Origin of the sequence: Streptomyces sp. NPDC003035 (assembly GCF_042888285.1) — a bacterium.
Classification (GTDB): domain Bacteria; phylum Actinomycetota; class Actinomycetes; order Streptomycetales; family Streptomycetaceae; genus Streptomyces.
The window spans coordinates 450,645-464,380 of record NZ_JBIAPJ010000003.1; the positions used below are offsets into that span (position 1 = coordinate 450,645).

Below are 13,736 nucleotides of genomic sequence, written 5' to 3' on the forward strand. Positions count from 1 at the left end.
TGGAGCGACTGCCATGCATGACGACCGCACCCTGATCGAGTCCCGCCTCCGGCGCGTCCTCGACGAGCGCATCCGGCCGGCGATCCACCCGGAGTCGGTGCCCCTGGAGGTGGGGATCTGGACCGCCCCGGACGAACCGGTGCCGGTGGCCGAGGGTCTGGCCGCCCCCCGTACCCCCATCGCCGTCGGCGCCGCCTGGGGAGCCCCCTGGGGGACGAGCTGGCTCACGGTCTCCGGCACCGTGCCGGTGGCCTGGGCGGGCCGGACGGTCGAGGCTCTGATCGACCTCGGCTTCGACGCGAACATGCCCGGCTTCCAGTGCGAGGGCCTGGTCTACCGGCCCGACGGGTCGCCGGTGAAGGGCCTCAACCCGCGCAACCAGTGGGTGCGGATCGCCGCGCCCGCCGCCGGTGGTGAGGAGGTGCTGCTGCATGTCGAGGCGGCGTCCAACCCGGTGATCCTCGACTACCACCCCTTCCTGGCCACCGAGCTCGGCGACAAGGACACGGCCGGTGACCGGCCGCAGTACCGGCTGGAGCGGATGGATCTGGCCGTCTTCGACGAGACGGTGTGGCAGCTGGTGATCGATCTGGAGGTGCTCGGCGAGCTGATGGCGGAGCTCCCCGTGGAGGGCGCCCGCCGCTGGGACATCCTGCGGGCGGTCGAGCGGGCCCTGGACGCGATCGACCTCCAGGACGTGAACGCGACGGCGGCGGCGGCGCGCGAGGAGTTGGCCGGTGTCCTGGCGTCGCCCGCCGAGCCGTCGGCGCACCGGATCAGCGCGGTCGGGCACGCCCATATCGACTCGGCCTGGCTGTGGCCGCTGCGCGAGACGGTACGCAAGGTGGCGCGGACCACCGCCAACATGACCGCGCTCCTGGAGGACGAGCCGGACTTCGTCTACACGATGTCGCAGGCGCAGCAGTACGCGTGGATCAAGGAGCACCGGCCGGAGGTGTACGCGCGGGTCAAGAAGGCGGTCGCGGAGGGCCGGTTCGTGCCGGCCGGGGGCATGTGGGTGGAGTCGGACACGAACATGCCGGGCTCGGAGGCCATGGCCCGTCAGTTCGTGCACGGCAAGCGGTTCTTCCTGGAGGAGTTCGGCGTCGAGAACGAGGAGGCGTGGCTGCCGGACACCTTCGGTTTCGCGGGCGGACTGCCGCAGATCATCAAGGCTGCGGGGTCCAAGTGGCTGCTGACGCAGAAGATCTCGTGGAGCCAGGTCAACACCTTCCCGCACCACACCTTCTGGTGGGAGGGGATCGACGGGACGCGGATCTTCACGCACTTCCCGCCGATCGACACCTACAACTGCTCGATGCAGGGCAAGGAGATCGCCCATGCCGTCCGCAACTTCAAGGACAAGGGGCGGGCCCGGCACTCGATCGCGCCGACCGGCTGGGGTGACGGGGGTGGCGGCACCACGCGCGAGATGATCGCGAAGGCGGCCCGGCTGCGGGACCTGGAGGGTTCGGCGCGGGTGCGCTGGGAGCGGCCCGCGGAGTTCTTCGCGAAGGCCGAGGCCGAGTACCCGCATCCGCCGGTGTGGGTGGGCGAGCTGTATCTGGAGCTGCACCGGGCGACGCTGACGAGCCAGGCGCGCACCAAGCAGGGCAACCGGGCGAGCGAGAACCTGCTGCGCGAGGCGGAGCTGTGGGCCGCGACGGCGTCGGTGCGGTCCGGCGTGCCGTATCCGTACGAGGAGTTGGACCGGATCTGGAAGACGGTGCTGCTGCACCAGTTCCACGACATCCTGCCGGGCTCCTCGATCGCCTGGGTGCACCGTGAGGCGGAGCGGACGTACGCGGCGGTGGCGGAGGAGCTGAACGGCATCATCGACCGGGCGCAGCGGGCGCTCGCCGGGGACCCGGCGGCGGGAGGCCAGGTGGTCTTCAACGCGGCCCCGCACGAGCGGGCGGGCGTTCCGGCGGGCGGGGGCCGCAGGGTCGTCGCCGTGCCCGCCGGGGGCTGCACGGTGGAGGCGCGGCCCGGCGGCGGGTTCATGCTCGCCAACGGGCTGCTGCGGGTGGTCGTGGACGAGCGCGGTCTGGTGCTGTCGGTGGTCGATCTGGCCGACGGACGGGAGACGATCGCGCCGGGCGGGGCCGCCAACCTCCTCCAGATCCATCCCGACTTCCCGAACATGTGGGACGCCTGGGACGTCGACCAGTTCTACCGCAACACGGTGACCGATCTGACCGGCGTCGACGAGGTGACGGTGGCCGCGGAGACGGAACGGGCCGTGTCCGTACGGGTGGTCCGCTCCTTCGGGGCCTCCCGCGCGGTCCAGACGCTGACGCTGACCGCCGGCGCGAAGCGGCTCGACCTGGAGACGGAGGTCGACTGGCACGAGACGGAGAAGTTCCTCAAGGCCGCGTTCCCGCTGGACGTCCACGCCGACCGCTACGCCGCCGAGACCCAGTTCGGCCATCTGCACCGCCCGACGCACACCAACACGAGTTGGGAGGCGGCCAAGTTCGAGGCGTGCAACCACCGGTTCGTCCACGTCGAGGAGCCGGGCTGGGGTGTCGCCCTGGTGACGGCGTCCACGTACGGGCACGACGTGACCCGGACCGTACGGGCCGAGGACGGCGGGACGACGACGACGGTACGGGTGTCCCTGCTGCGCGCCCCGCGCTTCCCCGACCCGCACACGGACCAGGGCGTGCACCGCTTCCACCACGCGCTGGTGCCGGGCGCCTCCGTCGGGGACGCCGTCCGGGAGGGCTACCGGGTCAACCTGCCGGAGCGCCGGGTGCCCGGGGACGCGGACGTCGTCCCGCTGGTCGCCGTGGACGAGGACGCCGTCGTGGTCAGCGCCGTGAAGCTCGCGGACGACCGCAGCGGCGACGTGGTGGTCCGGCTCTACGAGGCGCGGGGCGGCCGGGCCCGCGCCCGGCTGACGACCGGGTTCGACCTCGGCGGGGTCACGGTGTGCGACCTGCTGGAGCGCCCGCTCGACGACGTGCCGGCCGGCACGGTCACCGTGACGGACGGGGCGCTCCGGCTCGCGCTGCGCCCCTTCCAGCTGCTCACGCTGCGTTTCGCGGCCCCCGGGTCCGCGCGGTGAGCGTCGGGGCGGCCCACCCGGGGTGGAGGGCGTCGACGCGGTAGTCGTGGGCGTGGCGCCGGCCCGCACCGGCCAGGTGCGGATGGTCCGGCGCCAGGTCCGGGTGGAGGTGTTCGAGCTCGTCCAGCTCGTCCGGGTCGGCGCGCGGCCAGAGCCGGACGGCGGCGACGGCCGCGAGGAGGGCGACCGCGCCCAACGCGCTCGCGGCGGCACCGAGTCCGGCGCGCGTGGCGGTCCAGCCGGCGAACGGGTAGGTGAGCAGCCAGCAGCCGTGGGCGAGGGAGAACCGGGCGGCGAAGACGGCGGGGAGGTCCGCGCGGTCGGCGGAGCGCCGCAGCAGCCGCCCGCCGGGGGTCAGGACCGCCGAGCCGGCGGCGCCGAGCAGCAGCCAGGCGGCGAGGAGGGCGGGCCAGGACCAGGCGTCCGGGCCCGCCGCCAGGCCGGCCGGGAGGAGGGCCAGGGTACCGGCCGTCACGAAGGCGGCGGGGAGCAGCACCGCGCGGTCGCCGACCCGGTCCAGGAGTGGGGGCAGCAGCAGCGCCGCTGTCATGGAGCCCGCGCCGTACGCGCCGAGAGCGAGGGTGACGTCACCGACCGGGCGGCCGAGGACCTCGCGTACCAGGACGACGGTGTTGACGAGGACCATCGCCCCGCCCGCGGCGACGACCAGGTCGAGCGCGAGGAGCGCGCGCAGCCGCGGGGTGGCCAGGAAGAGCCGGGTGCCGAAGGCGGCCCTGGTGTACGGTCCGCCGGCCCGTTCCACCGGTGCCGGCTTCGGGAGCAGGACGGAGGCGACCAGGGCGGCGGAGGCGAGGAAGCCGACGGAGGTGCCGGCGAACAGCAGACCGGAGGGGACGAGGGTCAACAGGGCGGCGGCGAGCGCCGGGCTGAAGAGGTTCTCCAGGTCGTAGGCGAGCCGGGACAGGGACAGGGCCCGGGTGTAGTCGCGTTCGTCGGGCAGGACGTCGGGGACGGTGGCCTGGAAGGTCGGGGTGAAGGCGGCGGAGGCCGCCTGGAGCAGCAGGATCAGGGCGTAGACCTGCCAGACCTCGGTGACGAAGGGCAGTGCCAGGGCGGCGGCGGCGCGGGTGAGGTCCATGGCGACCAGGAGCCCGCGCCGGGCTATTCGGTCCGCGAAGGCGCTGATCAGCGGGGCGATGCCGACGTACGCGACCATCTTGATCGCGAGGGCGGTCCCGAGGACGGCGGAGGCGTCGGCTCCCGCGAGGTCGTACGCGAGGAGGCTCAGGGCGACCGTCGCGAGCCCCGTGCCCGCCAGGGCGACGACCTGGGCGGTGAACAGTCGGCGGTAGGTGCGGTTGCGCAGCACGGACAGCATGAGGCCCGCCCTCGTTCGGCTACGGGGTCCTCACCACCGTAGCCGACATGTGCATGCTTGCGCACATGTTGACTCTATGGACGGGCGCTGCCCGTCAGTCGTGCCAGGGTTCCCCCGTCACCTGATGGTCGGCGTGGCTGATCGCCTCGACCACGAGGCGCCGCATGTGCCCGTCGGGCAGCGTGTAGACCACCCGCCGGCCGTCCTTGCGGTGCTGGACGAGTCCGCCGAGACGGAGCTTGGCCAGATGCTGGCTCACCGCGGGCCGGGCCGCTCCACACGCCTCGGCGAGGGCGCCCACGTCCGACTCCCCGCGCGTCAGGAGCCACACCAGATGCAGTCGCGTCGGGTCCGCGAGCAGCGCGAACACACCGGCCGCCGCGGCGAGCTCGGCGGCGCCCGGGGTCCGCTGGTGCACCACACTCGCCGTCGCGGGTCCCTCGCGTTCTGCCATGGGGCCATCGTAGGCGCGGCAAAGACGACCGCCCCTGGCGCGGGGCACCGGGGGCGGATCCGAGGAAGCTGGCGGTCAGAGTTTGTGCATCCCCTTGTACGGGATGAGCACGCGGACCTGGGTGGCTCCGAAGTCGACGAGCAGCGCACCCGTCGGCTCCTGGCCAATGATCTTCCCGAGGCCGTGACGATCGTGGGAGACACGGTCCCCGACGGCGAACTCCTTGATCACGGGATCGACAGGAGCCGCGAAGGGGCTGGTGGACAGGTGGCGCCGAGGCGCGGATCGGTTCGTCATCGTGATGCCAGTATGCCCCCCGCGATGGCCTCAGGACAGACTCGAGCGTCCGCCTGGTGTCCGGCTCAGGGGTCGATTCCGTGCGCCGCCGGGCACGTCCGGTGTCAAGTGCCGAGATTTCGCGGCCGGTTCGACGGGTAGCATCGGCTTCACCGCGAGAGGGGACGATGTGTCGGTCCGCTACTACCTGTACATCAGTGACGCCAAGGTCGACATGCTGCTCTCGCAGATCGACGCCTCGTGGGGGCGCAAGCGCGTCACGGAGTTCGGCCTCGACCTGAAGGTGGCGAGCGCCAAGCGCAGCGTCGAGGCGGCGGGCACGGACCGGGTCGCGCGTCTGGAGCGCGTCGTGCGGCACCTGGAGGACCACGCCGACCTGGGGGACGTGGACGATCCCGGCCAGTACGTGCACGGCGTACTGCCGATGCAGTGGGGCGTACTCGGCGACGGTGACGCGGTGTACTTCGGCGGTCGGACCGAGCGCACGATCGTCGGTCTCGGCGGGTCGACGAGCCATCTGCTGAGCACCGTCACCGCCCAGCCCCTCACCGAGAACCGGCTGAGCCCGTCCCTGCCGCCCGTGCTCATCGAGCACCTCGCTTCCGCGACCGAGGACGGGGCGCCCTATCCGGGCGCCCTGGCCACCGTCATGCGGGCCAACGGGGTGCTCCGCGGTCCCGCGCAGACCGTCGAGTTCGTGGCCAAGCGGATGCTGCACGGACCGTGCCCGTACCCGGAACTGGTCCCCCGGAACGACATGACGGTGCTGCTCGCCAGCCCGCTCTACGTCGCGCTCGTCGACTGAAGGGCGAACGGGATGGCGGTCGCGGGCGGGGCGATGTCGGAGCTGATCGAGTCGGCCTGCCGGACCATGTCGCGGCTCGCCGTCTCCCCTCTGGCCCTGGAGATCGACCCGGGCGAGGCCCGGGTCCTGGCGGTGATGCCGGAGGACGCGCTCGACACACGCAGCCGGGGCCCGTACTCCCCGGACAATCTGCCGCCCGAGGCCATGAGCGTGATCGACTGGATCGCCCTGCTCTGGTCGGTGGAGCCCGAACGCCCCGCGTTCACGATCGAGGGGGGCGGCCCCTGGCCGGCCCTGGTGCTGACGCTGCCGGTGAGCCGCGTGCGGGTCCATTTCATGGTGCCGGAGGCCGCGCCCTGGCCGTATCCGCCGGACCCGGGGAACGGGGACCTCGGCACCCACGTCAACCTGGCTCTGCGCTTCGTGGCCGGGACGCTGGAGCGGGCCGCCGGGGCACTGGGCGCGGAACCACCCGTCGCGCTCTCCCTGAGCTACCCCGCGGATCCCTCGTACGAGGAGCGGCTCGCCTTCGTCCACGAGTCGTTCCACGACCATCTGCCGTCGGTCGTGCCCACGATCGAGGTGGACCGGAGCCGCTGCACGCGGAAGCAGCGGGCCGCCCACGACGAGGCCGTGCGAGCGGGGGCGTACACCGATCAGCACGTGCTGCCGCTCGGCCGCTCGGGGTTCACGACCCGGGTCGGGCTCGCGTGCGTACGGGACTCCGGCGGGTGAGCCGGGCGTCTGCGCGGTCTACGCGCTCTCCCGGAGGGCTCGCGCCAGCTCCTCCGCCGTCCTGATCCCGATGCGCGGGGTGTCGACCAGCGCCGCGTCGATGACGTCCGCGAGCCGGGGCGGGATCGAGGGATCGCGGTCCGCGATCCGTACGACCGGCTCGCGCAGTGCGACCGCCACCGGATCCTTGTGCGGCGGGAAGTCACGCGGGGTGGCGCCCGTGAGCATCCAGTACAGGCAGGCGGCCGCCGCCCAGACGTCGACCTCGGGTCCGGCGTACTTGTAGCCGAGCAGCTGGCCGCGCGGGGTGAAGGGGATCGTGCCGCCGAGCGCTCCCGTCCGGGTGTGCCCGGAGAGCCCCGCGTGCTCGAACGCCTTGGCCAGGCCGAAGTCGGCGAGCTTGACCACCGGACCGTCGTCCGTCTCCTCCCCGGTGAGCAGGATGTTGGCGGGCTTCACATCGCGGTGCACCAGGCCCCGGGCCGTGGCCTCGGCGCCGTCCGCCAGCGGCGCGGCGGGCAGCAAGGCCCGGTGCGCGTGCTCCAGAGCGGCCAGCACCTGCCGTACGACGGTCAGCGCCTCGGCCACGGGCACGCGGCCCCCGTGCCGGGCGGCCAGCCGTTCCAGAGCGCCGCCGGGGCAGTAGGCGCAGGCGAACCAGAAGGCGTTGTCCCGGTCGCCGCTGTCGCGGAACGCGACGATGTTCGGGTGGCGCAGCGCGCGGATGCTCTCGAACTCGCGCCGGAGCGCGAAGCGCGTCTGCGGGTCGACCGCTCCCACGGCCAGGACCCGCTTGAGCGCCACCAGTTCCCCCGTACCGCGGTGGCGGGCCAGATGGACGACGCCCTGGGACCCGCGGCCGAGCTCCTGGAGGATCTCGTACGCGGGAACGGCCGGCGGTGCGAGGGCAGGCGGGTCCTCCGAGAGCGCGTCGGCGGGCTCCTCCACCGCGATCCGCAGGCGTACCTCCCCGATCACGATCTCATCGCCGTGCGCCAGCGGCCGCTCCGTGAGGCGGCCGAGCCGCGTGCCGTTGACGTACGTGCCGTAACTGCTCCCCAGGTCCCGTACGCGCGGACCGGGCGCGTCGATCTCCAGTCGGCAGTGGCGCCGGGAGACGCTGCGGTACCGGTCGGGGATCCGGATGCCGCACGCGGCCGACCGTCCGACGTCGAGCCCGGCCCGCTCACCGAAGACGTGCTCCGCGACGCCGTCCGGGGTGTGGACGGCGACGGTCACCCGCGGGCTCACCCGGCACCGGTCCCCGCCGTGAAGTCGTAGTCCCGGTCCAGTTCCCACAGCCGGAGCGCGGGCCGGAGGTCGGTCGAGACGATGTTGCGGCCGTCGGCGGTGAAGGCGACCTGCGCGAGGGACACGGGATGGCCTTCCAGCTGGTGCACACAGGCTCCCGTGCGGACGTCCCAGAGGCGCAGGACCCGGTCGTGCGCGCCCGTCAGGAGGTGACGCCCGTCGGGACTCAGGTCGTACATCTCGGTGAACTCGGGGATCTCGCACAGGGTGCGGCCGCTCTCCGTGTCCCACACCCGGATCGTGCCGATGCCGGAGGTCGCCGCCACGCGCCCGTCGGCGCTCATCGCCAGGGTCGCGTGGTAGGCGACCTCCTCGGTACGGATCTGCCGGCGGGCCCGTACGTCCCAGACCGCGACCTGCCGTGCGTCGTTGACGAACAGCCGCCCGCCTTCGGGGCTGAACCTGAGGGTGGTGTCGCCGAAGCCGACCGGAAAATCGAGCAGCGGGCGTCCGGTTGCCGTCTGCCAGAGCCTGCCGGTGCGGTCGTCGAGCCCGGCCGACGCGGCGTACTTCCCGTCGTCGCTCAGCCGGACGGCGCCGACCTTCCCCTCGTGGCCGACCATCGTACGGATCAGCGTCGCCCCGGCACGGGTCAGGTCCCACAGACACAGCGCGCCGTCGCTGTCCCCGACCAGCGCGCGGCGGCCGGCCGGATCCATGGCGACACTGGTGACGTGCCCGTGATCCCCGTACAACTGGCAGCGCCTGGTGCCGCTCTCGAAGCTCCACAGGTGGGCGGCGCCGCCCCAGTCCGCCGTGACGGCGAGGCCGCGGTCGTCGGCGATCAGGACGGTGTGGGTGTTGGCCACGCGCTCGGGGAACTGGTGCAGGCACTGGCCGGTCTGGAGCTCCCAGACGCGGACCCGCCCGTCGGCTCCGCCGGTCACGGCCAGTTCGCCGTCGCGGCTCAGGGCGAAGGTCGGTTTCTGGGTGAGGATCCATGTCCCGCTGAGGTCGTAGCGCTGCCAGATGCCGAGCAGGTCGGTACTCCGGCCCGCTTCGCGGCCCAGGTCGTTCCACAGGGCCCGGAGGTGGGGATGGCGCTCGAAGCCGGGGATGGCGCGGGCGGCCCGTAGCTCCTCGGCGGCCGCCGCGAACGAGCCCCGCCCTGCCAGCTCCTCCGCTCTCTCGATCGCCTGCCGCGCCCGGGTCTCGCCGTCCTCGAGGGCGAGCGCCGTCCGGGGGCGGGCGTAGCTCCAGCCGGCACGGAAGCCGGGCGGCGGCAGGTGCTGGACCTGGATGTCGCCGCCCTCGTCGCCGACGACGAGGACCCGGGCGTCCCCGCTGAGGGCCACGCACCGGGGCTGCGGGAACGGGTGCTCCTCGGCCACGAGGGAGATCGTGCGCAGGCAGCGCCCGGTGCGCGTCTCCCAGATCCGTAACGGCGGAGCGGTGCCGTCCACGCCGACGGAGGCGGCGAGGGTGCCCTCGCCGTCGAGCGCGAAGACGGCGTGGCGGTCGAAGTGGTTCGGCGCGGTGGTGCGGATCCGGTCGGTCCTGGTCTCCCAGAGGCGGAGCTCGCCGGACAGGTGGTCGAGGAGCAGCGCGTACGTGCCGTACGGGCTGAGCACGACCTCGTCGATGCCGGTGCGGTGGAAGTCGGCGGAGGTGACCAGTCGGTGCAGCGGCCGGGCGGCCGCCACGTCCCAGACCACGACACTGCCGTCGCGGGGCGCGGCGGACACGACGGCGGCGCCGTCCTCGCTCAGCCCGAGCACGGTGGCCGACGAGGGTTCGTGGAAGGTCTCCGTACCGGACCGACCGGTCCTCGGGTCGAGCTTCCGGTACGGCCTGGGCGGGTGGACGAACTCCCGTATCAGCCGGCCGGCCAGGTCCCACACCTGGACCGGCCCGCCGTCGTAGGCCACGGCGGCGAGGCCCGCGCCGTTGAGCGCGACCTCGGTGACCCGGGTGGCGTGGCCGGGGAGGGTGCGCAGCAGGGTCCCGGCGGCGAGGTCCCACACCTCGAGGATGCCTTCGCCCCGTGCGGAGAGCCCGGTCCGGCCGTCGGCGGTGACGGCGACGGCGGTGACGGGCGGGGCGTCCTCGGTGGCCGGTGTCCGGGGCAGCTCGTACCGGCAGTGGCCGCCGTCGGCCGTCGACCATACCCGGATCCGGCCGTCCTCGCCGCCGGTGAGCGCCACCGCGCCGGTGGCGTCGACGGCCAGCGCCCTCACCCCGCCGCGGTGGCCGTGACGTCGTACCCGCTCGGGGATCCGGCCCCGGCGCTCCAACTCGTCCAGGGCCGCCTCGACTTCGGGGAGGTCCGGCGGCGCGCTCGTGAGCAGGGCGCGGGCGGCGTCGTCGTCGCCTCGTTCGACGTGGACGAGGCCGAGGAGGTGGTCCGCTGTCCAGCGCGCGCCCTCGATGGTGCGCGCGGTGCTCAGCTCGGACACGGCCTGTTCGTCGGTGAGCACGCCCTGGCGCCAGCGGTGCAGGGCCCAGTTGTAGACGGTCGACGGGTGGTGCGGGTCGATGTCGGCGGCGGTGCGCCAGAGTTCCTCGGCCTCCTCCGGGCGGCCGAGGTCGAGGAGTGAGAGCGCCTGGTTGGAGAGGCCGTCGGCGAGCAGGTTGGCCGCCTGGGGCTCCGGGCGGGCAGGGGGGCCGCCGACGATGTCGGCGTGGATCCGGCGGACGGCCGTGGCGAGTTCGGCCATCCCGCGCGGGCGGGCGTCCGGGTCGATCGCGAAGCAGTCGTGCAGCAGTTCGGCGAGGGCCGGGGGCATGGCCGGTACGGCCGGTCCGGCCCGTCCGCCGGACTCCAGGAACGCGGCGAACACTTCGGGCGCCGTCTGCCCGTAGAGGCAGGGCGGGCCGCCGGTGAACATCTCCAGTACGCACAGCGCCCACGACCACACGTCCGTGGCGCGCGTCAGGGTGACCCGCGCGCCGGCCGCGGCGTCCGCCTGCTCCGGGGAGCAGTAGGCGGGTGTCCGGCCGCCGTAGCTTGCCGCCAGGCTCGCCCCGGGCGGCACCGCGGCGCTCTCGCCCGCGGCGGCGCGGGCGCCGGCGATACCGAAGTCGGTGACCTTCGCGGTCCAGTCGGCGTCGACGTCGACCATGATGTTGGCGGGTTTGACGTCCTGGTGGATCACGCCCTGCCGGTGGGCGTGGTCGATGCCCCAGGCGATCTGCGCGGCCAGGTCGAGGGCGCGGGCGAGGGACGGCTCGCCGCCGCCCAGCGCGCCCGCGCTCGAGCCGCCCGTGCCCCCCGCATCGCCCGTTCCGCCTGTGCCTTCCGCGTACAGCCGGCCGTCCCGTACGAGCTCGGCGAGCGAGCCGCCTCCCACCCACTCGGCGAACACGCACGGGATCTCGTCGACCCTGCGGACGTAGAGGCAGTTGACGACATGGGGGTGCAGCCCGAGGCCGACCCATGTGCCCGCCTCGGTCTCGAAGTCGGCGCGTCCGGCGGCGGTGGCCACGAGCTCGGGGCGCGGCACCTTGACCGCGAGGTCCGTGTTCCAGCCGCGGTGGCGGACCCGGTGCACCAGCCCCATGCCGCCGCCGTCGAGCACGTCGAGCACCTCGTACAGATCGAGCACGACGTCTCCGCGTCGCCAACTCCCCACCGTCATGGAGCCATTGTGCGCGATCGGAGCGACCCACGTCGGCCGTGCTGTCTGCCCGACGCGGCGGACGGCGGCTCGGGCGGCCTCCTCGACCGGATCGGCTCCCTCATCGTCGCTCCGGCGGTGCTGTCTCGGCTGGGACCGGCACAGTGGCCGCCGCTACCTGTCAGGAGGCCGGAGGCGGGGCTCCCGGGTCCTTGTGGTCGCGGCCGTCCTGCGTTTCCCCTGGAGGGGTCTCGTCCTGCGCCGGGCCGATGCGGATCTCGAAGTCGCCCGCGTACTCCTCGTGGCCCGCGATCACGGCGTCCTCCACCGCCTCTTCGGCGAGTTCTCGGCGGACGATCAGCGGGTCCTGGCGTAGGTCCCGCAACAGGGCCCAGCACATGCCGATCATCACCAGGACGAACGGGGCCGCGACGAGGATCGTCAAGTGCTGCAGGCCCGCGAGGGCGTCGCCCTTGCCCTCGCCGACGAGCAGCATCACGGCCGCCACGCCACCGGTCACCACGCCCCAGAAGACGACGATGAACCGGGCAGGTTCGAAAGTGCCCTTCTGGGAGAGGGTGCCCATCACGATCGACGCCGCGTCGGCGCCGGAGACGAAGAAGATGCCGACCAGAATCATCACGAGCAGGCTCATCACGCCGGCGATCGGGAATTCCTGGAGCACGCCGAAGAGCTGCGCCTCGGGCGTGGTCGCCTCGCCGAGGCTTCCCTGCTCCTTCAGGCGCATGGCCGTACCGCCGAAGACGGCGAACCAGACCAGGCTTACGGTGCTGGGCACCAGGATGACGCCGCCGACGAACTGACGGATCGTGCGTCCCCGGCTGATGCGGGCGATGAACATGCCGACGAACGGCGTCCAGGAGATCCACCAGGCCCAGTAGAAGACCGTCCAGCTGCTCAGCCAGTCGGCGACGTCTCCGCCGCCGGTGGACGCCTCGGTGCGGCCGATCAGCTGCGGCAGCTCGTCGAAGTACGCGGCGAGGGAGGTGGGGATCAGGTCGAGGACCAGGATGGTGGGGCCGACGATGAACACGAAGGCCGCGAGGATCACGGCCAGCACCATGTTGGTGTTGGAGAGCCACTGGATGCCCTTCTCCACGCCGGAGACGGCGGAGAAGACGAAGCAGACCGTCAGCACGCCGATGATGGCGACGAGCAGCCCCGTCCCGGCCCTGCCCAGCCAGCCCACCTCGTGCATGCCGCTGCCGATCTGGAGCGCGCCCAGTCCCAGGGACGTGGCCGAGCCGAACAGCGTGGCGAAGATCGCCAGGATGTCGATCACCCGGCCGGGTCCGCCCTCCGCGCGCTTCCTGCCGATGAGCGGGACGAAGACGGCGCTGATGGTCTGCCGCCTGCGGCGCCGGAAGGTGCTGTACGCGATGGCCAGGCCGACCACCGCGTAGATGGCCCACGGGTGCAGCGTCCAGTGGAAGAGCGTGGTGGCCAGCGCCGTCTGCATGGCGTCCGCCGAGTCGGCGGGGTCGGTGCCCGGCGGCGGAGTGGTGTAGTGCGCGAGGGGCTCGCTGACGCCGTAGAACATCAGGCCGATGCCCATGCCGGCGCTGAACATCATGGCGACCCAGGAGACGGTGCTGAACTCCGGCTTCTCGTGCTCCTGGCCCAGCTCGATCCGTCCGTACCGGCTGATGGCGAGCCAGAGCGCGAAGACGACGAATCCGGAGGCGGCCAGGACGAACGCCCAGCCGCCGTTGTGCATCAGGGCGTCCAGCAGGGTGTCGGAGACGCTCTCCAGGGCGCCGGTGGCCGTGGCGCCCCAGATCACGAAGCCCAAGGTCAGCACGGCCGTCACTCCGAAGACCACCCGGTCGGTGACGGGCGCCTGGTCCTCGTGCGGGTGGCGGCCGGGCAGGGCCGCCTTCACCGGCAGCCGCAACCTTTGGCCCCGTTTGCGTTGCTCCTGAGACACCGGCGGCACCCTTCGCGATCACGGCCCGAATTAGCTCCTGCTATCCCGTACCACGGCGCACACACCTGTCCCGGCATCGACAGGCGCAGAGCGCACCCTTCTACGAGGTGATAGGCCGCACGGGTGTCGAGGAGGAGCGACACGAGAGCTCGCTGCGACTGCCGCCGCCGCAGGAGGGCCCCGTCGCGGCCGGCCGCACCCTGCGCGCCGTGTCCACCAT

At 73.0% G+C, this 13,736-nt stretch carries 9 protein-coding genes; 3 read left to right on the forward strand and 6 right to left on the reverse strand.

The window, feature by feature from the left end; all coding sequences use genetic code 11:
• Nucleotides 1-13 precede the first annotated feature (13 nt).
• Complete coding sequence (locus ACFYV5_RS11715; protein WP_389167277.1) at nucleotides 14-3,070, forward strand: alpha-mannosidase; 3,057 nt, start codon at nucleotides 14-16, stop codon at nucleotides 3,068-3,070.
• Here ACFYV5_RS11715 and ACFYV5_RS11720 read toward each other — a convergent pair.
• The 3 genes from ACFYV5_RS11720 to ACFYV5_RS11730 form a co-directional block, all read right to left on the reverse strand.
• Nucleotides 3,033-4,409, reverse strand: coding sequence for an MFS transporter (locus tag ACFYV5_RS11720; protein WP_389167279.1), 1,377 nt, complete (start codon nucleotides 4,407-4,409; stop codon nucleotides 3,033-3,035). The genes ACFYV5_RS11715 and ACFYV5_RS11720 overlap by 38 nt on opposite strands.
• A gap of 94 nt (nucleotides 4,410-4,503) precedes the next feature.
• Nucleotides 4,504-4,863, reverse strand: a complete 360-nt coding sequence (locus ACFYV5_RS11725) for a metalloregulator ArsR/SmtB family transcription factor (RefSeq protein WP_355110407.1) — start codon at nucleotides 4,861-4,863, stop codon at nucleotides 4,504-4,506.
• Nucleotides 4,864-4,938: 75 nt separating this feature from the next.
• On the reverse strand, nucleotides 4,939-5,160 hold the full coding sequence (locus ACFYV5_RS11730) for a hypothetical protein (RefSeq protein WP_355110406.1): 222 nt from the start codon (nucleotides 5,158-5,160) through the stop codon (nucleotides 4,939-4,941).
• Nucleotides 5,161-5,329: 169 nt separating this feature from the next.
• Between ACFYV5_RS11730 and ACFYV5_RS11735 the strand changes: the two genes are divergently transcribed.
• Both ACFYV5_RS11735 and ACFYV5_RS11740 read left to right on the forward strand, forming a co-directional pair.
• A complete protein-coding gene (locus ACFYV5_RS11735) occupies nucleotides 5,330-5,965 on the forward strand; it encodes a DUF7019 family protein (RefSeq protein WP_389167282.1) in 636 nt (211 codons plus the stop codon).
• Between the two features lie 12 nt (nucleotides 5,966-5,977).
• Entirely contained in the window at nucleotides 5,978-6,700 is a 723-nt protein-coding gene (locus ACFYV5_RS11740) for a hypothetical protein (protein WP_389167285.1), read from the forward strand.
• Between the two features lie 18 nt (nucleotides 6,701-6,718).
• Here the strand turns inward: ACFYV5_RS11740 and ACFYV5_RS11745 are convergent, their stop codons facing one another.
• The 3 genes from ACFYV5_RS11745 to ACFYV5_RS11755 all read right to left on the reverse strand — a co-directional run bounded on the left by ACFYV5_RS11745 (nucleotide 6,719) and on the right by ACFYV5_RS11755 (nucleotide 13,525).
• Nucleotides 6,719-7,951 carry an FHA domain-containing protein gene (locus ACFYV5_RS11745; RefSeq protein WP_389167287.1) on the reverse strand — a complete coding sequence of 411 codons (1,233 nt, stop codon included), beginning with the start codon at nucleotides 7,949-7,951 and terminating at the stop codon, nucleotides 6,719-6,721.
• A complete protein-coding gene (locus tag ACFYV5_RS11750) occupies nucleotides 7,948-11,589 on the reverse strand; it encodes a protein kinase (protein ID WP_389167289.1) in 3,642 nt (1,213 codons plus the stop codon). The genes ACFYV5_RS11745 and ACFYV5_RS11750 overlap by 4 nt, the downstream gene beginning before the upstream one ends.
• Before the next feature lie 160 nt (nucleotides 11,590-11,749).
• Nucleotides 11,750-13,525, reverse strand: coding sequence for a BCCT family transporter (locus ACFYV5_RS11755; RefSeq protein ID WP_389167292.1), 1,776 nt, complete (start codon nucleotides 13,523-13,525; stop codon nucleotides 11,750-11,752).
• Nucleotides 13,526-13,736: the final 211 nt, after the last annotated feature.